A 24,641-nucleotide genomic window follows, 5' to 3' on the forward strand; every position below is an offset into this window, starting at 1 on the left:
TAAGGAAATAAGAATGGAATTTATAGTGCAAAAGGTAGGTATGAGTCGTATTATCGCTACGCCTAGCCAAGCTGTAACGCTACTAAAAGTATTAAATGCTAAAGTATGTAAGCTAGAAGAAAATGGTAAGGCTTTGGTTGCTTACTCTAAAGGAAAAACATGCAATAAAAGCATTGAGGGTCATCAAAAGAAGTATAATCTAAGCAAGGAATTTAACCGCTTTGCTACACTAAAGGTTGCGAATACTGAAGTTGGCGATTTAGATATGTCTAGCCTTAGCGATGGCAAGGTTGTAAAAGCAAGTTTTAAGACAAAAGGTCGTGGTTTTAGTGGTGCAATGAAACGTTGGAATTTTCAAGGTGGTCCAGCAGCACATGGTAGTAGATTCCATAGAAGACTTGGTTCTATTGGGAATAGAGAGTGGCCGGGTCGAGTTCAGCCGGGTAAAAAAATGGCAGGACATTATGGTGATGAGCTTGTGAGTGTGAGAAGTGAGATTATTTCTTTTGATACACAGAGCGGTATCCTTGTCTTAAAGGGTTCTGTGGCGGGGTATAATGGTGCTTATGGTAAAATCACTATTTTAGATAAAAAAGGTAGTAAATAATGAGTAAGGCAATTATGTTAGATGGCAAGTTTGCCAAAGGTGCTGAAGTAGCATTGCCAGAGCGTTATGCAGAGATTAAAGAACACAACTTGTATCTTTATGTAAAGTCGTATCTTGCTAGTCTTCGTGCAAACAACGCACAAGCAAAAACAAGAGGCAAAGTAAGCGGTGGCGGTAAAAAGCCATGGGCTCAAAAAGGTGGCGGTAGAGCGCGTGCTGGTAGCATTACTTCTCCTGTGTTTGTTGGCGGTGGTGTAAGTCATGGTCCAAGCAATAACAGAAACTATGATTTAAAGATTAATAAAAAGCAAAAAAGATTAGCTCTTGAATATGCTTTACAACAAAAAGCAAATGAGGGTAAGCTCTTTATTATAGAATCTATCAATGTAGAAAGTGGCAAAACAAAAGATGCGTTCGCACAATTTAAAGCACTAGGGCAAAGAAGCACATTATTTGTAACACAAGTGAGTAATGAAAAAACATTTCTTGCATTCCGCAATTTACAATCGTGTTATTTAGCTGATGCGAGTGAGTTAAACGCATATCTTGTAGCAGCATTTAGAAGCGTTGTGATTGAAAAAGCGGTGTTTGATGAACTTGTAAAAAGAGGTTAAGATGGCAGATATAACAGATATTAAAACGATTTTATATACAGAAAAATCTTTAGGATTGCAAGAAAGCGGTGTTATGGTTGTCCAAACTTCTACACGCATGACAAAAAACAGATTAAAGCAAATCTTTAAAGAATATTTTGGTTTTACACCTTTAAAAATAAACTCTTTGAGACAAGATGGTAAAACAAAGCGTTTTCGCGGTAAAGAAGGTCAAAGAGCTGATTTTAAAAAGTTTTATGTAAAGATTCCAGAAGGTGCGAATATCGATTCGCTTGCCGTATAGTTAAGGAGCAAACATGGCAGTAAAAACATATAAACCCTATACACCTAGTAGGAGATTTATGTCAGGTTTAAGCTCTGCTGATATTACAGCAAAGCCTAGCGTGAGAAAACTTCTTGTTAAACTTCCTGTAACAGCAGGTAGAAATAATAATGGTAGAATCACAAGCCGACATAAAGAAGGTGGTGCAAAGAAGCTTTATAGAATCATTGACTTCAAGCGTAATAAATTTAATGTTGAGGGTCGTGTAGCAGCGATTGAGTATGATCCATATAGAAATTGTCGCATTGCTCTCATTAACTATAAAGATGGTGATAAACGCTATATCATTCAGCCTAGTGGCTTAAAAGTTGGCGATTTGGTTATCGCGGCTGAAGGTGGGCTTGATGTAAAAGTAGGCTTTGCAATGAAGCTTAAAAATATTCCTATTGGGACAATCGTTCATAACATTGAGTTACACCCACAAGCAGGTGGTGCGATTGCAAGAAGTGCTGGTGCATCGGCACAGATTATGGGGCGTGAAGGTAAATATACAATCTTGCGTATGCCAAGCGGTGAAATGCGATACATTTTAGAAGAGTGTATGGCGACAATCGGCAATGTAGGGAATGAAGATTTTGCAAATATATCTATCGGTAAGGCAGGTAGGAATCGTCATAGAGGTATCCGCCCACAAACTCGTGGTAGTGCTATGAACCCAGTAGATCACCCACATGGTGGTGGTGAGGGTAAAACTGGCTCAAGCGGTCATCCTGTATCGCCTTGGGGAACGCCAGCTAAAGGCTATAAGACAAGACGCAAAAAAGCGAGTGATAGACTTATCATATCAAGACGAAAGAAGTAAGGAAATAATATGGCAAGATCAATTAAAAAAGGTCCTTTTATAGATACTCATCTTGAAAAGAAAGTAGTAAAGGCAAAAGCCGCAAAAGATAATAAGCCCATTAAAACATGGTCAAGAAGAAGCACTATCCTGCCAGAAATGATAGGATTAACTTTCAGTGTGCATAATGGTCGCACTTTTGTGCCTGTGTATGTTACAGAGAATCATGTGGGCTATAAGCTTGGTGAGTTTGCCCCAACGCGAACTTTTAAAGGGCATAAAGGCAGTGTCCAAAAGAAAATTGGTAAGTAATGAGGGATGACAATGGCTAAAAAACAGAATACAAAACAAACAAATGGCGGTGTAGCTATTTTGCGTTATGCGCGTCTATCTCCCACGAAAGCGCGTTTAATCGCAAGACAAGTGCAAGGTATGAATGCTGAAGTTGCATTAGCAAGTTTAGAATTTACTCCAAACAAGGCAGCAAAAGCTATTTATAAGACATTAGCATCAGCACTTGCAAATGGCGGGTTTGAATCTACTGGTGCTGAAGTTACTTCGTGTAGGGTTGATGCAGGTCCGGTATTGCGTCGTTTCATGCCAAGGGCGAGAGGTAGGGCAACTCCTATACGAAAGCCTATGGCACATATATATGTGGAAGTAAATGCAGTAAAAAAGGCAGCTAAACAAACAAGCAAAAAAAGTAAAGGTGAGGTTAAGTAAATGGGTCAAAAAGTCAATCCAATCGGACTAAGATTAGGCATTAATAGAAATTGGACTTCAAGATGGTTTCCAAACGCTCAAAACACACCAGAGAGAATTGGCGAGGATCACATTATTCGTAAATTCTTGAAAAAAGAACTTTATTATGCGAGTGTAAGTGAAATTATCATTGAACGCATGGCAACAAAGCTTCGCGTAACTGTTGTAGCAGCAAAGCCGGGATTAATCATCGGTAAAAAAGGTGCGGATATTGAAAAGGTAAAAGAAACTTTAAGAAAGCTTGTGAATAAAGATGTTGCTATAAACATTAAAGAAGTAAAGAGAGCACAAGCTAACGCACAACTTGCAGCAGAAAGTGTTGCAATGCAGCTTGAGCGTAGAGTTGCTTTTAGAAGAGCGATGAAAAAAGTTATGCAGCAAGCAATGAAGTCTGGTGCAAAAGGCATTAAGGTAAAAGTGTCTGGTCGTTTAGCAGGTGCTGAAATGGCGAGAACAGAGTGGTATATGGAAGGTAGAGTGCCTTTGCATACACTGCGTGCAAAAATTGATTATGGCTTTGCTGAAGCGGCAACGACTTATGGAATCATTGGTGTAAAAGTTTGGATCTTTAAAGGCGAAGTTTTACAAAAGGGTATCCAGACTGAAAGAGAAGAATCAAAAGATTCTCGCACGAAAGCTAAAAGGAGATAGATTATGTTAATGCCAAAAAGGACAAAATATAGAAAGCAGATGAAAGGCAGAAATCGCGGTAAATCTCATCGCGGTAATGCCCTTGCATTTGGCGATATTGGTATCAAAGCGCTTGAACATGGCAGGATAGATTCAAGACAGATAGAATCTGCAAGGATTGCTATGACTCGCCATGTAAAAAGGGCGGGTAAGGTATGGATACGAGTTTTCCCAGATAAGCCTTTAACCGCAAAGCCACTTGAAGTGAGAATGGGTAAAGGTAAAGGTAGTGTTGAAAAATGGGTTATGAATATTAAGCCCGGTCGTATTATCTACGAGATGATTGGTATTGATGAGGCAACAGCACGCGATGCACTTGCATTAGCACAAAGTAAATTACCATTTAAAACAAAAATTGTAACGAGCGAGAGTGAAAATGAAATATACTGATTTGAAAGATAAGGATTTGCCAGAATTAAGGCAATTATTGAAAGATAAGAAAACAGAGTTATTTACCTTGAGAATAAAGCTAAAAACAGCACAGCTAACTAAGCCTAGCGAAATTAGCGTTGTGCGTAAAGATATTGCGCGTATCGCGACAGCAATATCAGCTAAACTCAATTTAGAAGAAAATAATTAAGGGATTGTTTATGAGTGAAAAGCAAGCACACAAAAGAGTAATACAAGGCAAGGTCGTAAGTATTGCGGGTAATAAAAGTGCGGTTATTTTAGTAGAACGAAAAGTTGTGCATCCAAAATATCGCAAAATCGTAAAAAGATTCAAAAAATATATCATTCATGATGAAGAGCATAAAGCAAAGGTTGGTGATGTGGTAAGTGCGATTGAGTGCAAGCCTATCTCTAAGCATAAAGCCTTTACATTGAAAGATATTGTAGTAGTAGGAGTGTCAGAATGATACAGAGTTTTACAAGACTAAGCGTTGCTGACAATAGCGGTGCAAAAGAAGTTATGTGTATCAAAGTTTTAGGCGGTAGCCATAAGCGGTATGCAAGCGTAGGTGATGTTATTGTGGTGTCTGTTAAAAAGGCTATCCCAAATGGCAAGGTAAAAAAAGGGCAAGTGTTAAAAGCTGTTGTTGTCCGCACAAAAAAAGAGATTCACAGAGACAATGGCTCTCTTGTGCGTTTTGATGATAATGCGGCAGTATTGCTTGATGCAAAAAGAGAGCCAATCGGCACTCGTATTTTTGGTCCAGTTAGTAGAGAAGTGCGATATGCAAATTTTATGAAGATAGTATCGTTAGCTCCGGAGGTATTATAGTGAATAAGGTAAAGATTAAAAAAGGCGATATGGTAACAATTATCGCTGGTGATGATAAGGGTAAAAGCGGTGAAGTTCTTGCTGTATTCCCAAAGAAAAATACTTTGATTGTTAAAGATTGTAAAGTGGCAAAAAAGGCAGTAAAGCCAACAGATGATAATAAAAAAGGTGGTTTTGTTGCAAAAGAAATGCCTATACATATTTCTAATGTAAAAAAATCATAGGAGTGAAATATGTATGCTTTAAAAGAACGATATAAAAATGAGATTAGAGAAGAGCTTAAAAAAGCGTTAGATATTAAGAATCCTATGCTTTTACCAAAGTTAGAAAAGATTGTGATTAGCGTAGGTGCTGGTGAGTATGCTAAAGAGGCAAAGATCATGCAAAACATTGCTGATACTATCTCTTTGATTGCAGGGCAAAAGGCAATTATCACAAAGGCAAAAAAATCTGTTGCAGGTTTTAAAATGCGTGAAGGTATGCCAATGGGTGTAAAAGTTACTTTGCGTGGCAATATGATGTATAACTTTTTAGAAAAACTCATTGTTATTGCATTGCCAAGAGTGAAAGACTTTAGAGGGATACCTCGCAATGGCTTTGATGGTCGTGGTAATTATAGCTTTGGTTTAAACGAGCAGCTTATGTTTCCTGAAGTTGTTTATGATGACATTATGGTTACGCATGGTATGAATATTACGATTGTAACAAGCACAGATGATGATAAAGAAGCCTTTAAGCTTTTAGAATTACTTGGTATGCCGTTTGCAAAAGGGAGATAATTTATGGCAAAGAAATCTATGATAGCAAAAGCAAAGAGAAAAGCAAAATTTAGTGTTCGCAAATATACGCGTTGTCAAGTATGTGGCAGACCACATTCTGTGTATCGTGATTTTTCTTTGTGTCGCGTGTGTTTAAGAAAAATGGGCAATGAGGGATTAATCCCCGGTTTAAGAAAAGCAAGCTGGTAAGGAGATAAAGATGGTCAATGATATTATTGCAGATTCTCTTACGCGGATTAGAAATGCAGCAATGAGAAAGCTTGATAGCACTGAATTATATTATGCAAAAATTGTTGCAAGTATTATGGAAGTTTTTAAGCAAAGAGGCTTTATTAAAGATTATAAAATCAATGATAAAGATGGCAAACAAAGCATTTTCGTGCAACTTGCTTATGATGATTCTGGTGTTTCTGTGATTAATGAAATCACTCGTATCAGTAAGCCCGGAAGAAGAGTATATAAAACTTCTAAGGAATTAAAAAGATTCAAAAATGGTTATGGAATCATCGTTGTTAGCACAAGCAAAGGTGTAATCGCAAATGATGAAGCTTATAAAACAAATGTTGGAGGCGAGGCCCTCTGCAGTATTTGGTAGGAGTAGAAATGTCAAGAATTGGTAAGAAGCCTATCAGTATCCCAGATGGTATTGAAGTAAAGGTTGATAATAGTAAAATCATTTTCAAAGGCAAGAAAGAGAGCAAAGAGCTTGAGACACATGGTAGAGTTGGCATTAAGCTTGAGGATAAGCAATTATCTTTTTCACTATTAGACGATATGCCACAATCTCGTGCATTTTGGGGAACTTATCGTGCGTTAGCAAATAATATTGTTGTAGGTTTGCATGAAGGCTTTACAAAAACACTTGAGATTAATGGTGTAGGTTATAAGGCAAATGTAAGCGGTAAGACTCTAGAGTTAGCGCTTGGATTCTCTCACCCAATTAAGTATCCTATCCCTGAAAATGTTGAAATTGGTGTTGAAAAAAATACCATTACCATTAAAGGAAGTGATAAACAGCAAATTGGACAAATTGCCGCAGAGATTAGAGAGTTTAGACCACCAGAGCCATATAAAGGTAAGGGTGTGAAATACAGCGATGAAGTGATATTGCGTAAAGCAGGAAAAACTTCTAAAAAATAATAAGGTGAGAATATGACAGCTAAAGTTTTAGAGAAAAAAAAGATTCTAAGAGAAAAATGTAAAAAGCGTATCCGTTCTCAATGCAATGGAAGTGCGACAAAGCCACGAGTAAGCGTATTCCGTTCAAATAAACATTTTTACGCACAAGCTATTGATGATAGCAAAGGGCATACAATCGCAGCTATTGATAGCAGAGTATTAAAAGTTGGCAATACAAAAGAAGACACAAATAAAATGGGTGCTGAATTTGCAAAGCTTTTAAAAGCAAAAAATATTGATGCGGTTGTGTTTGATAGAAATGGATATTTATATCATGGCGTAGTTGCTGCATTTGCTGATGGCTTAAGAAATAATGGCATAGCTCTATAAGGAGAGACAAGTGGAAATCAATAGAGAAGAATTTAGTGAAGTTGTGGTAAATATAGGACGCGTAACAAAAGTTGTAAAAGGTGGTAGAAGATTCCGCTTTAATGCGCTTGTTGTTGTTGGTAATCGCAATGGCTTAGTAGGCTTTGGTTTAGGCAAAGCCAAAGAAGTCCCCGATGCGATTAAAAAAGCAGTTGATGATGCGTTTAAAAATATTGTGCAAGTCAATATTAAAGGCACAACAATCGCACATGATATTGAGCATAAATATAATGCAAGCAAGATTCTATTAAAGTCTGCAAGCGAGGGAACTGGTGTTATTGCTGGTGGAAGTGCTCGTCCTGTTATAGAGCTTGCTGGTATCAAAGATATTTTGACAAAATCGCTTGGCTCTAATAACCCATACAATGTAGTGCGTGCGACTATTGATGCGCTTGTTAGAATCAAGGCGTAAGGAGAAAGTATGTTAGAAAAAATTAAACCCGCTGAAAATAGCACAAAAGACATTAAAAGAGTAGGGCGAGGGCAGGGTTCTGGCATGGGTAAAACTTCTACTCGTGGTGGTAAAGGGCAAACTGCAAGAACAGGTTATAAAGCAAAAAGAGGTTTTGAGGGCGGACAGCAACCATTACAAAGAAGATTGCCAAAAGTTGGTTTTAACTCACATGTGGAAAAGCCTTTTGTTATTAATGTTGAAAAACAAAAAAAAGTTGCAACACTAGATTCTATAAACCTTGAGACTTTACGCTCGATTTACACAATCCCAAAATATGTTACAAAAGTAAAGCTTATTGGGGCAAGTGCAAAGAATCTAAAATCTAAAATCAGTGATGAAAGTGTTGTAGTAACTGGACAAGCTTAATGAATAAAAGTATTCTCAATAAAATTCTTATTACTCTCGCATTCTTATTTGCTTATAGAATGCTATCTTATGTTCCTGTTCCCGGCGTTGATGCTGAAGTGTTAAAACGCATTTTTGATAGCAATGCAAGCAATGCGCTTGGACTTTTTAATATGTTTAGCGGTAATGCGTTGGAACGCGTTAGTATTATCTCTCTTGGTATCATGCCTTATATCACTGCGTCAATTATTATGGAGCTTTTATCAGCGACTTTTGCAAATATCGGCAAGATGAAAAAAGAGAGAGATGGTATGCAGCAGTATATGCAGATTATCCGCTATCTTACGATATTTATTACAATCGTGCAGGCAATCAGTGTATCCTATGGTCTGCAAAGCATTGATGGTGGTAGTGCTATTATGTTGCATAATATGACTTTATTTGTGTCTATTGCGGTTATTTCTATGCTTGCTGGGACGATGCTTCTCATGTGGATAGGAGAGCAGATTACACAAAGAGGCGTGGGTAATGGTATAAGCCTTATCATTTTTGCTGGGATTGTATCTGGGATTCCGGGTGCGATTGGTGCGGAGTTTAGTGCGGTAAGTGAGAATGAAAAAAGCATATTCCAACTATTACTTGTATTGGCGGTTATCCTTATTACCGTGTTTGTTATTATTTATGTTGAGCTTGGTGAGAGAAGAGTGCCTATCTCTTATGCGCGTAAAGTCATCATGCAAAATCAGCATAAGCGGATTATGAACTACATTCCAATTAAGATAAATTTAAGCGGTGTTATTCCGCCTATTTTTGCTTCAGCCCTGCTTGTTTTTCCATCAACCATATTGCAGCAATTTGCAGGAAAACAGGTTGCAGAAAATCAAGCAAATAGTGACTCGTGGCTTGTTATAATTGCAGACTACATAAGCCCATCATCGTATTTTTATAATATCCTTATGTTTATCTTTATTATCTTTTTTGCGTATTTTTACTCTTCAATTGTATTTAACGCAAAAGATATAGCAGATAATCTTAAGCGACAAAATGGCTATATACCCGGTCTTAGACCCGGAGAGAATACCGCAAGTTATCTCAATAAGGTAGCAGGGCATTTAACATTTTGGGGTGCTTTATATCTTGCGATTATTTCTACTATTCCGTGGATTCTATTAAAAGGTATAGGGGTGCATTTTGTATTTGGTGGGACTTCTGTATTGATTGTAGTCCAAGTTGCTATTGATACAATGAGAAAGATTGAGGCACAGCTCTATACAAGCAAGTATCAAACATTAAGTGCGGTGGGAATCTAAGCTTACTATGAGTATTGCGACAAGAAATAAAAATGAGTTAGCATTACTAGCACAAGCAAATAAGCTAGTCGCCCTAACGCTTGATTATGCTAAAACGATAGTGAGTGAGGGGATTAGTCTTTTAGAGCTTGACAAGGCAATCGAAGATAAGATTCTGTCATTAGAATCATTGCCAAGCTTTAAAGGATTATATGGCTTTCCTAATGCGGCATGTATATCTGTGAATCAAGTGATTATACATGGCATTCCAACCGATTATCGTTTAAGACAGGGCGATATAGTTGGCATTGATATTGGCACGAAATATAAAAATTATTATGGCGATGGGGCAATTACTATTGGTGTAGGCAAGGTAAGCGATAAGGACACAAAGCTTATGGAGTGTTCCTTACGCACACTTTATAATACAATAGATTCTATAAAAGTTGGCATGCGATTTAAAGAGATTAGTGCTATTTTACAGGAAAATATCGAGGGCATGGGCTTTGTGCCTTTACTTGGATTCTGTGGGCATGGCATAGGCACAAAGCCACATGAAGAGCCGAGTATCCCAAACTATTTAGAAGATGGTGTCAAAATGGGCGGTCCTAAGGTAAAAAATGGCATGGTATTCTGCCTTGAGCCTATGGTATGTCAAAAAAATGGCGAACCAGTCATTTTAGATGATAAATGGTCTGTTGTAAGCAAAGATGGTTTAAACACTTCTCATCATGAGCACACAATTGCAATCATTGATGGAAAGGCAAGAATTTTAACGGAGTTATAAATGGCAAAAGATGATGTAATTAAAGTAGATGGTAAAGTAATCGAGGCGTTGCCTAGCACGACATTCAGAGTAGAGTTAGAGAATAAGCATATAGTGCTATGCCATATCTCTGGTAAAATGCGTATGCACAATATTAAGATTCTACCCGGCGATAATGTGCAGATAGAATTAACCCCATATAGTCTTGATAAAGGTCGCATTGTTTTGCGTTATCCGCGTGATTAGTTGCAGAATCATTGTGTCATAAGCTATGATGAAACATATTGTTATATATTAAAATTCAGTAGAGTTTGATTTTGGCACATGAATGTGTGAGTTGTTTGACATATGTAATCACTTTGTTTCTAATAAAATTGAGAAAATGTTGTTTTAAGTATTGACAAGATTAAAAAATTAAGGTATAGTTCAATCTTTATTTTTCATTTCCATTAGCGTTCAACTGAACGATCGATGTTTCTGTTATGTTTTGCTGGTTTAGCTCAGTTGGTAGAGCAGCTGCCTTGTAAGCAGCAGGCCGGGGGTTCGAGTCCCTTAACCAGCTCCATTTTTATCAAACTCTAATATTTTTAAGTTTAGTTATTTTGACTTTAAATAAAACATCAGTGTTTGACCAGTTTTTTAGCATTTGTGGTGAGTTACTCAAGTGGCCAACGAGGGCAGACTGTAAATCTGCTGACTATGTCTTCCGTGGTTCGAATCCACGACTCACCACCATTGTTTTGTTTGCGGGAATAGCTCAGTTGGCTAGAGCATCAGCCTTCCAAGCTGAGGGTCGCGGGTTCGAGCCCCGTTTCCCGCTCCATTTGTGTGAATAGATTATTTCGATTTATTAACGACTGGGAGCTGAAAACTTAGTTATTTTAGGATTTTTTCTAAACGCTTTTGTTTCCTGCTAGTTCTCGTTTTAAATCTATTATGTAATTATTTATAGTTTTTTATTTTTGCCCATATAGCTCAGTGGCAGAGCACTTCCTTGGTAAGGAAGAGGTCGGCGGTTCAATCCCGCTTATGGGCTCCAGTTTTTCGTTGGTTTTGAATTTTTATTCAATAGTCGTGTTTAATTTTATTTTAGGAGATAGCTATGGCTAAAGAGAAATTTAACAGAAGTAAGCCGCATGTGAATGTGGGAACTATTGGGCATGTCGATCATGGTAAAACAACTTTGAGTGCCGCAATCTCTGCTGTATTGGCAACTAAGGGTCTTGCAGAGCTTAAAGATTATGATAATATTGACAACGCACCAGAAGAGAAGGAAAGAGGTATTACAATCGCTACTTCTCATATTGAGTATGAGACAGAAAACAGACACTATGCGCATGTGGATTGCCCCGGACACGCGGACTATGTAAAAAACATGATTACAGGTGCTGCACAAATGGATGGTGCGATTTTGGTTGTATCTGCATCTGATGGTCCTATGCCACAGACAAGAGAGCATATTCTACTTTCAAGACAAGTAGGTGTTCCATATATTGTTGTATTTTTGAATAAGCAAGATATGCTTGATGACCCTGAATTGCTTGAGTTAGTAGAAATGGAAGTAAGGGATTTATTAAATGAGTATGAATTCCCGGGTGATGATACACCTATCGTTGGTGGGTCTGCACTAAAAGCACTTGAAGAGGCAAAAGCTGGAACGGTTGGTGAATGGGGACAAAAGATTCTAGATCTTATGGCTGCTGTTGATAGCTACATTCCTACACCAAAAAGAGATGTTGATAAAACTTTCCTTATGCCTGTTGAAGATGTGTTCTCTATCGCTGGTCGTGGAACGGTTGTTACAGGTAGAATTGAAAGAGGTGTTGTAAAAGTAGGTGATGAAGTTGAAATCGTGGGAATCCGTGATACACAGAAAACTACTGTTACAGGTGTTGAAATGTTCCGTAAAGAAATGGATCAAGGTGAGGCTGGCGATAATGTCGGTGTGCTTTTGCGTGGAACTAAGAAAGAGGAAGTAGAAAGAGGTATGGTGCTTTGTAAGCCCGGCTCAATCACTCCACATAAAAAGTTTGAAGCTGAAATCTATGTTCTTACAAAAGATGAAGGCGGAAGACATACACCATTCCATAACAACTATCGTCCGCAATTCTATGTGCGAACAACAGATGTTACAGGTGCGATTATTTTACCAGAAGGCACTGAACTTGTAATGCCGGGTGATAATGTTAAAATCACTGTTGAATTATTGAATCCTATTGCATTAGAGCTTGGGACAAGATTTGCTATCCGCGAGGGTGGTAGAACAGTTGGTGCTGGTGCTGTAACAAAAATCATTGAATAGGAAAAGTTATGGCAAAGGGTAATTTGGTTAAAGTTGGATTGAAGTGTTCTGAATGTGGTGATATTAATTATAGCACTACAAAGAATGCAAAAACAAATACAGAAAAACTGGAGCTTAAAAAGTTCTGCCCAAGATTAAATAAACATACAATACATAAAGAAGTAAAGCTTAAAACAAGCTGATTTCATTCTACAAAATTGTATGTTGTGTCTCACATTCTGTGAGGCATAGGGATCGCTTGAATTTCTAGTATTTGTTTGGGAAGGTCAGTAGCTCCAATGGTTAGAGCATCGGTCTCCAAAACCGAGTGTTGAGGGTTCGAGTCCTTCCTGGCCTGCCATTATAGATTTGGTATCAAGGTTTTTATAGTGAAGATAAAAAAATATTATAAAGAATCTAAAGATGAGTTGGGAAAAGTTATCTTTCCAACAAAAGAGCAAGTGCGGACTGCATTTGTTTCTGTGATTATTGTTGTTTCTGTAATTGCCTTGTTTCTGGCAGTTATCGATGTCTTTTTCCATTATACGATTTCGCGTATAGTATCTTAGGAATTGTTGGTAAATTAAGGAATAGCTAATGGAATTTCAATGGTATGCAATACAAACATATTCGGGAAGTGAGCAATCTGTAAAGAAAGCTATAGAGAATCTTATTGAGCAGAATAATGCTTCCCATCGTTTGAAAAACATAGTTGTTCCTACTGAAGATGTTTTTGAAATCAAAGATAAGAAGAAAAAGACGGTGCAAAGAAGTATCTATCCGGGATATGTGTTTGTATATATTAACTTGGATACGGAGCTTTGGCATATGATTCAGTCATTACCAAGAGTTGGTAGATTCATTGGAGAGAGCAAAAAGCCCACGCCTTTAAGTGAAGCAGATATTCAAAATATTTTAGATAAGATTGAGAATAGACCTGCGCCTCGCCCTAAAGTTTCATTTGCTACCGGCGAGTCTGTCTTAATCACAGATGGACCTTTTGCTAACTTCACTGGTGTCGTTGAGAGTTATGATATAAAAACTAAGAAATTAAAGCTTAATGTTTCTATTTTTGGTCGTAATACTCTCACAGAGATTAATGATGTGCAAGTTGAAAAAATTCTTTAACATTTTTTAAATAAGGATAGACAATGGCAAAAAAGATTGTTGGCGAATTAAAATTGCAGATTCCAGCTGGCAAAGCAAATCCATCTCCTCCAGTGGGTCCAGCTCTTGGACAAAGGGGCGTTAATATTATGGAATTTTGTAAAGCTTTTAATGAGAAAACAAAGGATATGGGTAATTTTAATATCCCCGTTATCATTACCGTGTATCAAGATAAAAGTTTTACATTTGTTACTAAAAAGCCGCCTGTAACAGATTTGATTAAAAATGTTGCTAAATTGACAAAGGGTTCTGATAATCCTTTGAAAAATAAAATTGGTAAGCTTACACAATCTCAACTTGAAGAGATTGCAAAAACAAAAATGGAAGATTTAAATACGACTGACATTGAAGAGGCAAAAAAGATAGTTGCGGGTAGTGCTAGAAGCATGGGCGTTGAAATAGTAGATTAATTTTTGGAGAATCATAATGAAGAAAAAAATGTCAAAAAGATTACAAGCTTTATCTCAAAAAATTGATTGTGATAAAACTTACGATATGGAATCTGCGATAAATGCGGTAAAATCCCTTGCTTCTGCAAAATTCGATGAAACTGTGGAGGTTGCATTGCGACTTGGTGTTGATCCGCGTCATGCCGATCAAATGATCCGCGGTGCAGTTGTATTGCCACATGGCACGGGCAAAAAGGTAAGAGTTGCGGTATTTGCAAAGGATTTAAAAGCTGATGAGGCACGAAAAGCTGGTGCTGATGTGGTTGGCGATGAAGATTTAGCAGAACAGATTGAGGGCGGAAATATAGATTTTGATATGGTGATTGCCACACCTGATATGATGCCACTTGTTGGTAAAGTTGGTAGAATATTGGGACCAAAAGGTATCATGCCAAATCCAAAGACAGGTACGGTTACTGCTGATGTAGCAAAAGCTGTTGCAAATGCAAAAAGCGGACAAGTAAATTTCCGTGTTGATAAAAAAGGAAACATTCATAGCCCTATTGGTAAGGCAAGTTTTGATAATAATAAATTGCTTGACAATCTAGTTGAGTTTGTAAAAACTATCAATAGGTTAAAGCCAAGCACTGCGAAAGGCAAATATATTAAGTCAAGTAACCTTTCTTTGACGATGAGTCCATCAGTTAAAGTGGATTCACAAGAACTTATGGATGTAAAATAGCAGGGAAGTAAAATAAAGATTCTAGAATCTTTTTATCTTTATCTTGGGCTAGAGACTACTGGGGCGTGAAGCTTAAAAATTACCCCGTATAAGTTTGAAGGCTGAAAGGAGGAAGCATGACAAGAGAAGAGAAAGCACAGCTTGTGGCAAATTTAAGCGAAAGCTTTAAAAATGCTAGTGCAATGATTATTTGTGATTATAAAGGATTGCAAGTAAAGCAATTAGAGTCTTTACGCAGAAGCTCTAAAGATTCTGATATTTGCGTGCAGGTTATTAAAAATAAGCTTGCAAATATTGCATTGAAACAAGCAGGTTATAAAGAAGCTGAACTCAAAGATACAAATATTTATATTTGGTCTAACGATCAGATTTCTTTATCAAAAGTTGTATGTAAATTTCAAGAAGCAAATAGCGAAAAATTTAGCGTTAAATTTGGCTATTTTGATGGCGAGATTGTAGATTCTAAGCATATCACTGCAGTATCTAAACTACCAAGCAAAGATGAATTGATTGGTATGTTGTTGTCTGTATGGACAGCACCTGCAAGGTATTTTGCGACAGGATTAGACAATTTAAGAAAACAAAAAGAAGAGCAAGGAGCTTAATATGGCAATTTCAAAAGAAGATGTATTAGAATATATCGGTAATTTATCGGTTTTAGAGTTATCAGAGTTAGTAAAAGCGTTTGAAGAAAAATTTGGTGTAAGTGCTGCTCCAACGGTTGTAGCTGGTGCAGTTGCTGGTGGTGGTGCTGGAGCTGCAGCTGAAGAGAAAACAGAATTTGATGTTGTGCTTGTTGATGCGGGTGCAAACAAAATCAATGTTATTAAGGCTGTTAGAGAAATCACTGGTCTTGGCTTAAAAGAAGCTAAAGAAGCAACAGAGAAAACACCAAATACACTTAAAGAAGGCGTAAGCAAAGAAGACGCTGAAAACTTTAAGAAAAAACTTGAAGAAGCAGGTGCAAAAGTAGAAGTAAAATAACTTTTACCTAACTATTGTAAGCTTTTTAAGCCTATCTTTGTGGCGGAGATTCTATCCGCCTTTGGATAGGCTTTTTTGCATTTTTATAATTTTATAAATATTCTCTCTATTGTATCATATTTCTATTATGGGGTATGGTAGGCTAGAGAGAGTATTTGGCTCTTAAAAAACTTTGAGATAAAGAGGGTTAATATGGGCAAACGACGACTAACAAACACGAGATTAAGAGTTGATTTTTCAAAAAGCCAAGAAGAGCTTGATGTTCCTAACTTATTAATGCTGCAAAAGGATAGCTATGATTCTTTTTTGTATTCAAATGATAGTAGAGAAAGTGGGATTGAGCGTGTATTAAAGTCTATTTTTCCTATTCAAGATAGTGCTGGTCGTGTTACTTTGGAATATGCTGGCTGTGAGTTTGGTAAGCAGAAATACACTATTGCTGAAACAATGGTAAGAGGCTTAACATATTCTATTCCATTGAAAATTAAGATTCGCCTTGTATTGTGGGATAAAGATGACAAGGGCGAGCAAGTAGGCGTTAAGGATATTAAAGAGCAAACCATCTATGTGCGTGAGATTCCATTAATGACTGATAGGGTGTCTTTCATTATTAATGGGGTTGAGCGAGTTGTGGTAAATCAGCTTCATAGAAGTCCGGGCGTTATCTTTAAGGAAGATGAGTCAAACACTTCAGCAAATAAGCTTATCTATACCGGACAAATTATTCCAAATATGGGCGCTTGGCTATATTTTGAATATGATGCAAAAGACATTATGTATGTAAGAATCAATAAGCGAAGAAAAATGCCTGTTACTATCCTTTTTAGAGCATTAGGTTATAGTAAGCAGCAGATTATTCAAATGCTTTATCCTGTGCTTGATGTGTCTGTGAAAAAGGATAAATTCTATATTCCATTTAATCCAAATGATATTGAGGGAAGCCTTGAGTATGATTTGATAAATGAAAAAGGGCAGGTTGTTTTATCTGCGGGAAAAAGATTCAATAAAAAGCGTATAAGAGATTTAAACGAGCAAAATATCAGCTATGATAAAGTAGAGTTTTCTACAACAAATCTTTTAAATACTTATCTTGCAGAACCAGTCATTGATAGCAAAAGCGGAGAAGTAATACTTGATACACTCTCACCTTTAAATGAAGCGAATACAAAGAAGTTAAATGACAATAAGATAACAAAATTTAAGATTATCCATGATACAGCACCGGGCTATGATAACTCTATCATTAACTCATTCCTTGCAGATATGGAAAGCTTGAAAAACATTCGCCAAACGGAAAAAATTGATGATGAATGCGATTTAGCAGCTATTAGAATCTATAAGGTTATGCGTCCAGCAGAACCTGTAACAAGAGAAGTGGCACATAAATTTATCGAGCAGTTATTCTTTGATCCTTCGCGTTATGATTTAACAGGCGTTGGTCGTATGAAAATGAATCATAAGTTAAATCTTAAAGTGCCAGATTATGTAAGTGTGCTAACCTATGAAGATATTATTGAAACGGTTAAATATCTTATGCAAGTTCGCAATGGTAAGGGCAGGATTGATGATAGGGATCACTTAGGGAATAGAAGAATTAGGGCTATTGGTGAGTTGCTTGCAAATGAGCTTCACTCAGGGCTTGTTAAAATGCAAAAATCAATCAAAGATAAACTTACACAACAAACTTCTTTTGAAAATGTAATGCCGCATGATTTGATTAGCTCTAAAATGATTACAAGCACGATTATGGAGTTTTTTGCAAGTGGGCAATTATCACAATTTATGGATCAGACAAATCCGCTATCAGAGATTACGCATAAAAGGCGACTTTCAGCATTAGGCGAGGGCGGTTTGGTAAAAGAGCGTGTAGGCTTTGAGGCAAGAGATGTGCATCCAACGCATTATGGTAGAATCTGTCCTATTGAGACACCAGAAGGGCAGAATATCGGGCTTATTAATACCCTATCAACTTTTACAAAAGTAAATGATTTAGGCTTTATTGAAGCCCCTTATAAAAAAGTAGTCGATGGAAAAACGACAAATGAAGTAGTATATCTTACTGCAACACAAGAAGATGGCAAGGTTATAGCCCCTGCAAGCACAAAGCTAGATTCTACAAATAAGATTGTAGAGGGCTTGATTGAAACTCGTTGCGGTGGTGAGATTTCATTGCGTAAAACAGAAGATGTTGAGCTTATAGATTTGAGTGCTAGAATGCTTGTTGGTGTTGCGGCTTCACTCATTCCGTTCTTAGAGCATGATGATGCTAACCGCGCACTTATGGGATCTAACATGCAGCGACAAGCTGTGCCGCTATTAAAGCCAGATGCACCTATTGTTGGGACAGGTATTGAAAGCGTTATTGCACGAGATTCTTGGGCGGCTATTAAGGCAAGACAAGGTGGTGTTGTAGAAAAAGTAGATGGTAAAAATATCTATATACTTGGCGAAAATGAAAATGGTGCTTATATTGATAGTTATTCAATGCAAAAAAATATGAGAACCAATCAAAATACAAGCTTTACACAACGACCGATTGTAAAAGTAGGCGATAAGATTAAAGCCGGACAGATTATCGCAGATGGTGCGAGTATGGATAGTGGGGAACTTGCATTGGGTAAAAATATCCGCGTTGCTTTCATGCCTTGGTATGGTTATAACTTTGAAGATGCGATTGTTGTAAGTGAGAATATCATTAAAGATGATGCCTTTACTTCAGTGCATATATATGAAAAAGAGATAGAGGCAAGAGAGCTTAAACATGGTATTGAAGAGATTACTGCGGATATTCCAAATGTGCGAGAAGATAGTATCGCCCACCTTGATGAAAGTGGTATTGTAAAGATTGGGACTTATGTAACAGGCGGTATGATTCTAGTTGGTAAGGTAACACCAAAAGGCGATGTAAAGCCAACACCAGAAGAGCGATTATTGCGTGCGATTTTTGGAGAAAAAGCCGGACATGTTGTCAATAAATCGCTTTATTGCCCACAAAGCATGGAGGGCTATGTTGTAGATGTAAAAATCTTTACAAAAAAAGGCTATGAAAAAGATGCCAGAGCAAGACAGGCTTATGAAGATGAAAAGTCTGATTTAGATATTGAGCATCATGAGCGTTTGACAATGCTGAATAAAGAAGAGATGCTTAGAATCTCTTATGTATTGTCAAAAGAGCCGCTAAGTGCGGAAGCAAAGATTAATGATAAAGTCTTTAAAAAAGGTGAGTGTATCCCTAAAAAAGAATTTGATGATATTAATCGCTTTGCATTAAATACACTTATTAAAAGCTATTCTAAAGAGATTCAGAATCAATACGAACAGATTAAAAATAACTTTTTAGAGCAAAAGCGAGTTTTAGGTGTCGAGCATGAAGAAAAACTTGCGATTTTAGAAAAAGATGATATTTTACCAAATGGCGTTGTAAAGCTTGTAAAAATCTATATTGCAACAAAAAGAAAGCTAAAAGTCGGCGATAAAATGGCAGGGCGACATGGGAATAAAGGTATTGTAAGTAATATTGTCCCAGCAGTTGATATGCCTTATACAAAAGATGGAGAGCCAATTGATATTATCCTTAATCCTTTGGGTGTGCCAAGTCGTATGAATATCGGGCAGATTCTAGAAGTGCATTTAGGATTAATCGGTAAGCGTTTTGGGGAGCAAATAGAAGATGAGTTGAAAAAATCTCAATATGAGTTTAGCACAGAGCTTAAAGCTAAAATGATTGAAATAGCAAAAGCTGTGAATGAAGATGATTCTGTTATTAAGATTCTAGAATCTGCGAGTAAAGATGATTTACTTGCTTATGCGAGAGATTGGAGCAATGGTGTAAAGTTTGCTATTCCAGTATTTGAGGGTATATCGCAAGAAAAGTTCAACAAGCTATTTGAAATGGCTAGAATAGATATGGACGGAAAAACTGAGCTTTATGATGGTAAAACCGGTGAGAAAATCAAAGAGAGAGTTAATGTCGGCTATATGTATATGTTGAAACTTCATCACCTTGTCGATGAAAAAGTGCATGCAAGAAGCACAGGACCTTACTCACTTGTAACGCAGCAGCCAGTTGGCGGTAAAGCGCTTTTTGGTGGGCAGCGATTTGGTGAAATGGAAGTATGGGCATTAGAAGCTTATGGTGCAGCACATACTTTGAAAGAAATGCTTACTATCAAATCTGATGATGTAAATGGTAGAAGAGAGGCGTATGAGGCGATTACAAAAGGCTATCCTATTGGAGATTCTGCAATCCCAGAAACTTTTTATGTTTTAACAAAAGAGTTGCAGTCTTTAGCCCTTGATGTTAATGTATATGGTGAGAATCAAGATGAGCCTTTAACAATCAGTGAAAAAGAGAAAGATAGACCAAAAGATTTTAGCTCTTTTCAAATAGTCTTAGCAAGTCCAGAGAAAATACGCTCATGGAGTAGAGGTGAAGTAAAAAAACCAGAGACAATTAATTATCGCACGCTAAAACCAGAGAGAGATGGGCTTTTCTGCACGAAAATCTTTGGACCAGTAAGAGATTATGAATGCCATTGCGGTAAGTATAGAAAAGGGCGTTATAAAGATGTGATATGTGAGAAATGTGGCGTAGAGGTTACAACCGCAAAAGTTCGCCGCTCAAGAATGGGGCATATCGAGCTTGTAACGCCAGTAGCACATATTTGGTATGTAAGCTCACTTCCTAGTCGTATCGGCACATTGCTTGGTGTGAAAATGAAAGATTTAGAAAGAGTGCTTTACTATGAAGCTTATATTGTTAAAAATGCAGGTGATGCATATTATGACAATGAGCTGACAAAAAAAGTTATGAAATATGATGTGCTGAATGAAGAGCAGTTTAAGAATCTGAATGGACGATTTGAACTTGCAGGATTTGAAGCACAAATGGGCGGTGAAGCGGTTAAGGAATTATTAGAAGAGCTAGATTTAGTGAATCTTTTAGAATCTTTAAAAGCAGATATTGCTGCTACTAACTCTGAAGCAAAAAAGAAAACCTATATTAAGCGTCTAAAGGTTGTAGAAAGCTTTTTACAATCAGGCAATAGACCAGAGTGGATGATGCTTAGCGTATTGCCGGTATTGCCACCAGATTTACGACCTTTAGTAGCCCTTGATGGTGGTAAGTTTGCGGTTAGCGATGTGAATGATTTGTATCGTCGCGTTATTAATCGTAACTTGCGATTAAAGAGATTAATGGAGCTTGATGCACCAGAAATTATCGTGCGTAATGAAAAAAGAATGTTGCAAGAAGCAGTAGATGCCTTATTTGATAATGGTAGAAACTCAAATGCAGTAAAAGGTGCAAATAAGCGACCGCTAAAATCTCTATCAGAAATTATTAAAGGAAAGCAAGGAAGATTCCGTCAGAATCTACTTGGAAAAAGAGTGGATTTCTCAGGCAGAAGCGTTATTGTTGTTGGACCAAATTTACGCATGGATCAATGCGGATTGCCTAAGAATATGGCTATTGAGCTATTTAAGCCGCATTTACTTGCAAAGCTTGAAGAAAAAGGACATGCAAAGACTATTAAAACCGCAAAACAGATGATTGACCAAAAAACAAATGAAGTTTGGGAGTGTTTGCAAGAGATTATTGAGGGCTATCCGGTTATGCTAAATCGTGCGCCGACATTGCATAAGCAATCAATTCAAGCATTCCACCCAAAACTTATTGATGGTAAAGCAATCCAGTTGCACCCGCTTGTGTGTTCTGCATTTAACGCAGACTTTGATGGGGATCAAATGGCGGTGCATGTTCCATTATCAAAAGAAGCCATTGCAGAATGTAAGATTCTCATGCTAAGTTCAGCAAATATTTTGCTACCAGCAAGCGGTAAGCCAGTCGCTGTGCCAAGTCAAGATATGGTTTTAGGGCTTTATTATCTAAGCCTTGAGAAGCCAGATTCTAAAGGTGAGCATAAGCTTTTCTCAAACTTTAATGAAATTGCAATGGCAATGGAGTTTGATGAGCTTGATATACATAGCACCATACGCGTAGTGCATGAGCGACATGTAATTACGACTACTGCGGGTAGAATGGTATTGCGTTCTATTTTACCAAGCTTTGTATCGCCACATTTATGGAATCGCGTTTTGAAAAAGAAAGATATATCAAATCTTATTGACTGCGTATATAAAGAAAGCGGTATCGGTGGCACAGCGGTATTCCTTGACAATCTAAAGGATTTAGGATTTAAATATGCGACAAAAGCAGGTATTTCTATTGCCGCAGCAGATATTATTATCCCAGATTCTAAAACTAAAATGATTACAGAATCTAAAGAGCGTGTGCGTGAGATTCAGTCTCAAGCAGAACAAGGTGCTTTGACTATACAAGAACGCTATAATAAAATCATCGATGTTTGGACAGAAACAAATGACAAAATGGCAAAAGAGATGATGGAGATTGTAGAGAAAGATAGGGGTGGATTTAACCCTATTTATATGATGGCAGATTCTGGTGCTAGAGGTAGTGCGACACAGATTAGACAGCTATCTGCGATGCGTGGTCTTATGGCAAAGCCTGATGGTAGCATTATTGAAACGCCTATTATCTCAAACTTTAAAGAGGGCTTGAATGTGCTTGAATACTTTACTTCAACACACGGAGCAAGAAAAGGTCTAGCAGATACAGCGCTTAAAACCGCAAATGCTGGTTACCTTACAAGAAAGCTTATTGATGTCAGTCAAAATGTGAAAATCACAATGGAAGATTGTGGCACACATGAGGGTGTAGAGCTTACTGATATTGCCGTTGGTAATGAGATGATTGAGACATTGCAAGAGCGTATTGTAGGTAGAGTAACCGCTGCTGAAGTGCATGATGGAATCTCAAAAGAAGTGCTAGTGCAAGAGGGCAAACTCATCACAGAAGAGATTGCAGAACAGATTAAAAACGCAGGTGTGCGTGCAGTAAATATCCGCACCCCTATCACATGTAAAGCACCGCGTGGTATATGTGCGAAATGCTATGGACTAAATCTTGGTGAAGGTAAAATGAGTATCACTGGAGATTCTGTTGGCGTTATTGCTGCTCAATCTATTGGTGAGCCCGGAACGCAGCTTACATTACGAACATTCCATGTCGGTGGGACAGCAAGTAGAAGTCAAGAGGAAAATCAAATTGTTGCAAATAAAGAAGGCTTTATCCGCTACTATAATATTAAAACCCATAAAAATAGAGAGGGTAAAAATATTATCGCAAATAGAAGAAATGCTTCTGTATTGCTTGTTGAGCCAAAGATTAAAGCACCTTTTGATGGTGAATTGCAAGTTGAAACCGCACATGATAGAATCATCTTAGTCCTAAAAGGTGCAAAAGAGCAGAAGACTTATGAGTTAGGTAAGGCTGATATTGCAGCCCAAAGGGAATTAGCAGGTGTTATTGGCGAGATTGAGGGTAAAATCTATATCCCGCATGATACAGGCTATAAAGTAAAAGCCGGAGATAGTATCGCAGATGTTATTAAAGATGGTTGGAATGTAGGCAATCGTATCCCTTATGCGAGTGAATTGCATATACAAGATAATGAGCCGGTTTCACAAGATATATATGCAAATGCCGATGGTGTTGTGAAGTATTATCGCCTTGTATCTGATGAGTTAGAGCGATACCATGATGTAAGTGTTGGCATGGTTGTGAAAGAAAAAGGCATTTTTGCAGTGATTGCAGATTCTAATGATAGAGAAGCATGCAGACACTATATCGCAAGAGGCTCAAAGATTGAGACTAAAGATAATGCGGAAGTAACAAAAAAGACACGCATTGCAAATAAAAATAATGATAAAGATGCAGTTGTTGCGTCATGGGATGCTTACAATACACTTGTGATTGCAGAACAAGCCGGAACAATACGCTTTAATGATGTAGTAGCAGGCACAACCGTGATTGAAAAAGAAGATGAAAAAACGCATATTAAATCACTCACAGTGCAAGAGTATATCCCGCAAGGCTATAAACCTGCGATTGTAGTGCTAGATTCTAAAGGCAAAGAGACTACTTATAATCTTGAGCCAAAAAGCGTATTGCTTGTAAATGATGGAGAAAAAGTTGAAGTTGCTGATGTGTTAGCGAAAGTGCCAAAAGCAACAGCGAAATCAAAAGATATTACAGGTGGTTTGCCTCGTGTTTCTGAATTGTTTGAAGCAAGAAAGCCAAAAGATATTGCAGTACTAGCAGAGATTGATGGACATGTAAGCTTTGGTAGGGCAATACGCGGTAAAGAAAGAGTTGTCATCACAGCAGATGATGGCAGACAGACTGAATATCTCATTGATAAGTCAAAGCAGATTCTAGTGCGTGAGGGTGAATTTGTGCATGCAGGTGAAATGCTTAGCGATGGAACGATAAGCAGCCATGATATCTTAAGAATCAATGGTGAAAAAGAATTGCATAAATATGTTGTAGGTGAAGTGCAGCAAGTTTATCGCCGACAAGGTGTTAGCATTGCTGATAAGCATATCGAGGTTATTTTATCTCAAATGCTTCGCTATTTCAAAGTGCTTGATAGCGGAGATACGAAATTCATTGAGGGAGATCTTGTTAGCCGTAGGCATTTCAAAGAAGAGAATGAAAGAATGCTAAAAATGGGCGGTAATCCTGCTATTGCAGAGCCTGTATTGCTTGGTATTACTCGTGCTGCAATCAGTAGCGATTCTATCATTTCAGCAGCTTCTTTCCAAGAAACTACGAAAGTGCTTACAGAGGCAAGTATCTCTGCGAAAAAGGATTTCTTAGAAGACTTGAAAGAAAATGTTGTTTTGGGTCGTATGATTCCAGTAGGAACAGGCTTATATAAGAATAAAAAAGTGATGATTAGACACAATAAGGATAATTCCTAAGTTTAATCTAAACATTTTTTAAGTATAATAGCCAAAAATTTTGTAAATTTTATTA

The 24,641-nt window shown here is 37.5% G+C and carries 31 protein-coding genes and 5 tRNA genes; all 36 read left to right on the top strand.

Annotated elements, in window-relative coordinates; genetic code table 11:
* Window positions 1-13 precede the first annotated feature (13 nt).
* The 36 genes from rplC to T368_RS0103420 all read left to right on the top strand — a co-directional run bounded on the left by rplC (window position 14) and on the right by T368_RS0103420 (window position 24,586).
* The gene (gene rplC / locus T368_RS0103245; RefSeq protein WP_004086429.1) at window positions 14-607 is read left to right on the top strand and encodes a 50S ribosomal protein L3; all 594 of its coding nucleotides are present in this window, start codon (window positions 14-16) and stop codon (window positions 605-607) included.
* The gene (rplD, locus tag T368_RS0103250; RefSeq protein ID WP_004086431.1) at window positions 607-1,221 is read left to right on the top strand and encodes a 50S ribosomal protein L4; all 615 of its coding nucleotides are present in this window, start codon (window positions 607-609) and stop codon (window positions 1,219-1,221) included. Before rplC ends, rplD begins: the two co-directional genes overlap by 1 nt.
* A gap of 1 nt (window position 1,222) precedes the next feature.
* On the top strand, window positions 1,223-1,504 hold the full coding sequence (locus tag T368_RS0103255) for a 50S ribosomal protein L23 (RefSeq protein ID WP_004086433.1): 282 nt from the start codon (window positions 1,223-1,225) through the stop codon (window positions 1,502-1,504).
* Window positions 1,505-1,517: 13 nt separating this feature from the next.
* Window positions 1,518-2,345, top strand: a complete 828-nt coding sequence (gene rplB, locus T368_RS0103260) for a 50S ribosomal protein L2 (RefSeq protein WP_004086435.1) — start codon at window positions 1,518-1,520, stop codon at window positions 2,343-2,345.
* A 9-nt stretch (window positions 2,346-2,354) separates the two neighbouring features.
* Window positions 2,355-2,636, top strand: coding sequence for a 30S ribosomal protein S19 (gene rpsS, locus T368_RS0103265; protein WP_004086437.1), 282 nt, complete (start codon window positions 2,355-2,357; stop codon window positions 2,634-2,636).
* 12 nt (window positions 2,637-2,648) lie between these two features.
* On the top strand, window positions 2,649-3,047 hold the full coding sequence (rplV, locus tag T368_RS0103270; RefSeq protein ID WP_004086438.1) for a 50S ribosomal protein L22: 399 nt from the start codon (window positions 2,649-2,651) through the stop codon (window positions 3,045-3,047).
* Window positions 3,048-3,737 (top strand): 30S ribosomal protein S3, encoded by a 690-nt coding sequence (rpsC, locus tag T368_RS0103275; RefSeq protein ID WP_004086440.1) that lies wholly within the window; start codon window positions 3,048-3,050, stop codon window positions 3,735-3,737.
* A gap of 3 nt (window positions 3,738-3,740) precedes the next feature.
* Window positions 3,741-4,166, top strand: a complete 426-nt coding sequence (gene rplP, locus T368_RS0103280; RefSeq protein ID WP_004086442.1) for a 50S ribosomal protein L16 — start codon at window positions 3,741-3,743, stop codon at window positions 4,164-4,166.
* Window positions 4,153-4,356, top strand: coding sequence for a 50S ribosomal protein L29 (rpmC, locus tag T368_RS0103285; RefSeq protein ID WP_004086444.1), 204 nt, complete (start codon window positions 4,153-4,155; stop codon window positions 4,354-4,356). Before rplP ends, rpmC begins: the two co-directional genes overlap by 14 nt.
* A gap of 10 nt (window positions 4,357-4,366) precedes the next feature.
* Window positions 4,367-4,633 carry a 30S ribosomal protein S17 gene (gene rpsQ / locus T368_RS0103290; RefSeq protein ID WP_004086446.1) on the top strand — a complete coding sequence of 89 codons (267 nt, stop codon included), beginning with the start codon at window positions 4,367-4,369 and terminating at the stop codon, window positions 4,631-4,633.
* A complete protein-coding gene (gene rplN / locus T368_RS0103295; protein WP_004086448.1) occupies window positions 4,630-4,998 on the top strand; it encodes a 50S ribosomal protein L14 in 369 nt (122 codons plus the stop codon). Before rpsQ ends, rplN begins: the two co-directional genes overlap by 4 nt.
* Window positions 4,998-5,222 (top strand): 50S ribosomal protein L24, encoded by a 225-nt coding sequence (gene rplX, locus T368_RS0103300; protein WP_004086449.1) that lies wholly within the window; start codon window positions 4,998-5,000, stop codon window positions 5,220-5,222. Before rplN ends, rplX begins: the two co-directional genes overlap by 1 nt.
* Before the next feature lie 9 nt (window positions 5,223-5,231).
* On the top strand, window positions 5,232-5,777 hold the full coding sequence (rplE, locus tag T368_RS0103305; RefSeq protein WP_004086452.1) for a 50S ribosomal protein L5: 546 nt from the start codon (window positions 5,232-5,234) through the stop codon (window positions 5,775-5,777).
* 3 nt (window positions 5,778-5,780) lie between these two features.
* A complete protein-coding gene (locus tag T368_RS0103310; protein WP_004086455.1) occupies window positions 5,781-5,966 on the top strand; it encodes a type Z 30S ribosomal protein S14 in 186 nt (61 codons plus the stop codon).
* Window positions 5,967-5,976: 10 nt separating this feature from the next.
* A complete protein-coding gene (gene rpsH / locus T368_RS0103315; RefSeq protein ID WP_004086457.1) occupies window positions 5,977-6,372 on the top strand; it encodes a 30S ribosomal protein S8 in 396 nt (131 codons plus the stop codon).
* An 8-nt stretch (window positions 6,373-6,380) separates the two neighbouring features.
* The gene (gene rplF, locus T368_RS0103320) at window positions 6,381-6,917 is read left to right on the top strand and encodes a 50S ribosomal protein L6 (RefSeq protein ID WP_004086460.1); all 537 of its coding nucleotides are present in this window, start codon (window positions 6,381-6,383) and stop codon (window positions 6,915-6,917) included.
* Window positions 6,918-6,929: 12 nt separating this feature from the next.
* Complete coding sequence (gene rplR / locus T368_RS0103325; protein WP_004086465.1) at window positions 6,930-7,286, top strand: 50S ribosomal protein L18; 357 nt, start codon at window positions 6,930-6,932, stop codon at window positions 7,284-7,286.
* A 10-nt stretch (window positions 7,287-7,296) separates the two neighbouring features.
* On the top strand, window positions 7,297-7,737 hold the full coding sequence (gene rpsE, locus T368_RS0103330) for a 30S ribosomal protein S5 (protein ID WP_004086467.1): 441 nt from the start codon (window positions 7,297-7,299) through the stop codon (window positions 7,735-7,737).
* Window positions 7,738-7,746: 9 nt separating this feature from the next.
* The gene (gene rplO / locus T368_RS0103335) at window positions 7,747-8,145 is read left to right on the top strand and encodes a 50S ribosomal protein L15 (RefSeq protein ID WP_004086469.1); all 399 of its coding nucleotides are present in this window, start codon (window positions 7,747-7,749) and stop codon (window positions 8,143-8,145) included.
* Entirely contained in the window at window positions 8,145-9,434 is a 1,290-nt protein-coding gene (gene secY, locus T368_RS0103340) for a preprotein translocase subunit SecY (protein WP_004086471.1), read from the top strand. The genes rplO and secY overlap by 1 nt, the downstream gene beginning before the upstream one ends.
* A gap of 7 nt (window positions 9,435-9,441) precedes the next feature.
* Window positions 9,442-10,200 carry a type I methionyl aminopeptidase gene (gene map, locus T368_RS0103345; protein WP_004086473.1) on the top strand — a complete coding sequence of 253 codons (759 nt, stop codon included), beginning with the start codon at window positions 9,442-9,444 and terminating at the stop codon, window positions 10,198-10,200.
* Complete coding sequence (gene infA, locus T368_RS0103350) at window positions 10,201-10,425, top strand: translation initiation factor IF-1 (RefSeq protein WP_004086475.1); 225 nt, start codon at window positions 10,201-10,203, stop codon at window positions 10,423-10,425.
* A gap of 243 nt (window positions 10,426-10,668) precedes the next feature.
* Window positions 10,669-10,744 (top strand) — tRNA-Thr (locus tag T368_RS0103355).
* Between the two features lie 85 nt (window positions 10,745-10,829).
* A tRNA-Tyr gene (locus T368_RS0103360) sits at window positions 10,830-10,914 on the top strand.
* Between the two features lie 11 nt (window positions 10,915-10,925).
* Window positions 10,926-11,002: transfer RNA gene (locus T368_RS0103365), tRNA-Gly, on the top strand.
* Between the two features lie 141 nt (window positions 11,003-11,143).
* A tRNA-Thr gene (locus T368_RS0103370) sits at window positions 11,144-11,218 on the top strand.
* Window positions 11,219-11,281: 63 nt separating this feature from the next.
* Window positions 11,282-12,481: an elongation factor Tu gene (tuf, locus tag T368_RS0103375; RefSeq protein WP_004086477.1), complete on the top strand. Its 1,200-nt coding sequence runs from the start codon at window positions 11,282-11,284 to the stop codon at window positions 12,479-12,481.
* An 8-nt stretch (window positions 12,482-12,489) separates the two neighbouring features.
* On the top strand, window positions 12,490-12,663 hold the full coding sequence (gene rpmG, locus T368_RS0103380) for a 50S ribosomal protein L33 (RefSeq protein ID WP_004086479.1): 174 nt from the start codon (window positions 12,490-12,492) through the stop codon (window positions 12,661-12,663).
* Window positions 12,664-12,744: 81 nt separating this feature from the next.
* Window positions 12,745-12,821, top strand: a tRNA-Trp gene (locus T368_RS0103385).
* A gap of 25 nt (window positions 12,822-12,846) precedes the next feature.
* Window positions 12,847-13,029 carry a preprotein translocase subunit SecE gene (gene secE, locus T368_RS0103390; protein ID WP_027338298.1) on the top strand — a complete coding sequence of 61 codons (183 nt, stop codon included), beginning with the start codon at window positions 12,847-12,849 and terminating at the stop codon, window positions 13,027-13,029.
* A gap of 28 nt (window positions 13,030-13,057) precedes the next feature.
* The gene (gene nusG / locus T368_RS0103395) at window positions 13,058-13,588 is read left to right on the top strand and encodes a transcription termination/antitermination protein NusG (RefSeq protein WP_004086480.1); all 531 of its coding nucleotides are present in this window, start codon (window positions 13,058-13,060) and stop codon (window positions 13,586-13,588) included.
* 23 nt (window positions 13,589-13,611) lie between these two features.
* Window positions 13,612-14,037: a 50S ribosomal protein L11 gene (gene rplK / locus T368_RS0103400; protein WP_004086482.1), complete on the top strand. Its 426-nt coding sequence runs from the start codon at window positions 13,612-13,614 to the stop codon at window positions 14,035-14,037.
* Between the two features lie 16 nt (window positions 14,038-14,053).
* Window positions 14,054-14,758, top strand: a complete 705-nt coding sequence (rplA, locus tag T368_RS0103405; RefSeq protein WP_004086484.1) for a 50S ribosomal protein L1 — start codon at window positions 14,054-14,056, stop codon at window positions 14,756-14,758.
* A gap of 116 nt (window positions 14,759-14,874) precedes the next feature.
* Window positions 14,875-15,363 carry a 50S ribosomal protein L10 gene (gene rplJ, locus T368_RS0103410; protein ID WP_004086485.1) on the top strand — a complete coding sequence of 163 codons (489 nt, stop codon included), beginning with the start codon at window positions 14,875-14,877 and terminating at the stop codon, window positions 15,361-15,363.
* A 1-nt stretch (window position 15,364) separates the two neighbouring features.
* Window positions 15,365-15,742, top strand: a complete 378-nt coding sequence (rplL, locus tag T368_RS0103415; RefSeq protein ID WP_004086486.1) for a 50S ribosomal protein L7/L12 — start codon at window positions 15,365-15,367, stop codon at window positions 15,740-15,742.
* 192 nt (window positions 15,743-15,934) lie between these two features.
* Window positions 15,935-24,586, top strand: a complete 8,652-nt coding sequence (locus tag T368_RS0103420; RefSeq protein ID WP_027338299.1) for a DNA-directed RNA polymerase subunit beta/beta' — start codon at window positions 15,935-15,937, stop codon at window positions 24,584-24,586.
* Window positions 24,587-24,641: the final 55 nt, after the last annotated feature.

Source organism: Helicobacter bilis ATCC 51630, from assembly GCF_000686565.1.
Classification (GTDB): domain Bacteria; phylum Campylobacterota; class Campylobacteria; order Campylobacterales; family Helicobacteraceae; genus Helicobacter_A; species Helicobacter_A bilis.

Excerpts from the sequence above, each read along its gene's own strand:
- rplC (WP_004086429.1), top strand. The coding sequence starts at position 14 with ATGGAATTTATAGTGCAAAAGGTAGGTATGAGTCGTATTATCGCTACG.
- rplD (WP_004086431.1), top strand. The coding sequence starts at position 607 with ATGAGTAAGGCAATTATGTTAGATGGCAAGTTTGCCAAAGGTGCTGAA.
- T368_RS0103255 (WP_004086433.1), top strand. The coding sequence starts at position 1,223 with ATGGCAGATATAACAGATATTAAAACGATTTTATATACAGAAAAATCT.
- rplB (WP_004086435.1), top strand. The coding sequence starts at position 1,518 with ATGGCAGTAAAAACATATAAACCCTATACACCTAGTAGGAGATTTATG.
- rpsS (WP_004086437.1), top strand. The coding sequence starts at position 2,355 with ATGGCAAGATCAATTAAAAAAGGTCCTTTTATAGATACTCATCTTGAA.
- rplV (WP_004086438.1), top strand. The coding sequence starts at position 2,649 with ATGGCTAAAAAACAGAATACAAAACAAACAAATGGCGGTGTAGCTATT.
- rpsC (WP_004086440.1), top strand. The coding sequence starts at position 3,048 with ATGGGTCAAAAAGTCAATCCAATCGGACTAAGATTAGGCATTAATAGA.
- rplP (WP_004086442.1), top strand. The coding sequence starts at position 3,741 with ATGTTAATGCCAAAAAGGACAAAATATAGAAAGCAGATGAAAGGCAGA.
- rpmC (WP_004086444.1), top strand. The coding sequence starts at position 4,153 with ATGAAATATACTGATTTGAAAGATAAGGATTTGCCAGAATTAAGGCAA.
- rpsQ (WP_004086446.1), top strand. The coding sequence starts at position 4,367 with ATGAGTGAAAAGCAAGCACACAAAAGAGTAATACAAGGCAAGGTCGTA.
- rplN (WP_004086448.1), top strand. The coding sequence starts at position 4,630 with ATGATACAGAGTTTTACAAGACTAAGCGTTGCTGACAATAGCGGTGCA.
- rplE (WP_004086452.1), top strand. The coding sequence starts at position 5,232 with ATGTATGCTTTAAAAGAACGATATAAAAATGAGATTAGAGAAGAGCTT.
- T368_RS0103310 (WP_004086455.1), top strand. The coding sequence starts at position 5,781 with ATGGCAAAGAAATCTATGATAGCAAAAGCAAAGAGAAAAGCAAAATTT.
- rpsH (WP_004086457.1), top strand. The coding sequence starts at position 5,977 with ATGGTCAATGATATTATTGCAGATTCTCTTACGCGGATTAGAAATGCA.
- rplF (WP_004086460.1), top strand. The coding sequence starts at position 6,381 with ATGTCAAGAATTGGTAAGAAGCCTATCAGTATCCCAGATGGTATTGAA.
- rplR (WP_004086465.1), top strand. The coding sequence starts at position 6,930 with ATGACAGCTAAAGTTTTAGAGAAAAAAAAGATTCTAAGAGAAAAATGT.
- rplO (WP_004086469.1), top strand. The coding sequence starts at position 7,747 with ATGTTAGAAAAAATTAAACCCGCTGAAAATAGCACAAAAGACATTAAA.
- secY (WP_004086471.1), top strand. The coding sequence starts at position 8,145 with ATGAATAAAAGTATTCTCAATAAAATTCTTATTACTCTCGCATTCTTA.
- map (WP_004086473.1), top strand. The coding sequence starts at position 9,442 with ATGAGTATTGCGACAAGAAATAAAAATGAGTTAGCATTACTAGCACAA.
- infA (WP_004086475.1), top strand. The coding sequence starts at position 10,201 with ATGGCAAAAGATGATGTAATTAAAGTAGATGGTAAAGTAATCGAGGCG.
- tuf (WP_004086477.1), top strand. The coding sequence starts at position 11,282 with ATGGCTAAAGAGAAATTTAACAGAAGTAAGCCGCATGTGAATGTGGGA.
- rpmG (WP_004086479.1), top strand. The coding sequence starts at position 12,490 with ATGGCAAAGGGTAATTTGGTTAAAGTTGGATTGAAGTGTTCTGAATGT.
- nusG (WP_004086480.1), top strand. The coding sequence starts at position 13,058 with ATGGAATTTCAATGGTATGCAATACAAACATATTCGGGAAGTGAGCAA.
- rplK (WP_004086482.1), top strand. The coding sequence starts at position 13,612 with ATGGCAAAAAAGATTGTTGGCGAATTAAAATTGCAGATTCCAGCTGGC.
- rplA (WP_004086484.1), top strand. The coding sequence starts at position 14,054 with ATGAAGAAAAAAATGTCAAAAAGATTACAAGCTTTATCTCAAAAAATT.
- rplJ (WP_004086485.1), top strand. The coding sequence starts at position 14,875 with ATGACAAGAGAAGAGAAAGCACAGCTTGTGGCAAATTTAAGCGAAAGC.
- rplL (WP_004086486.1), top strand. The coding sequence starts at position 15,365 with ATGGCAATTTCAAAAGAAGATGTATTAGAATATATCGGTAATTTATCG.
- T368_RS0103420 (WP_027338299.1), top strand. The coding sequence starts at position 15,935 with ATGGGCAAACGACGACTAACAAACACGAGATTAAGAGTTGATTTTTCA.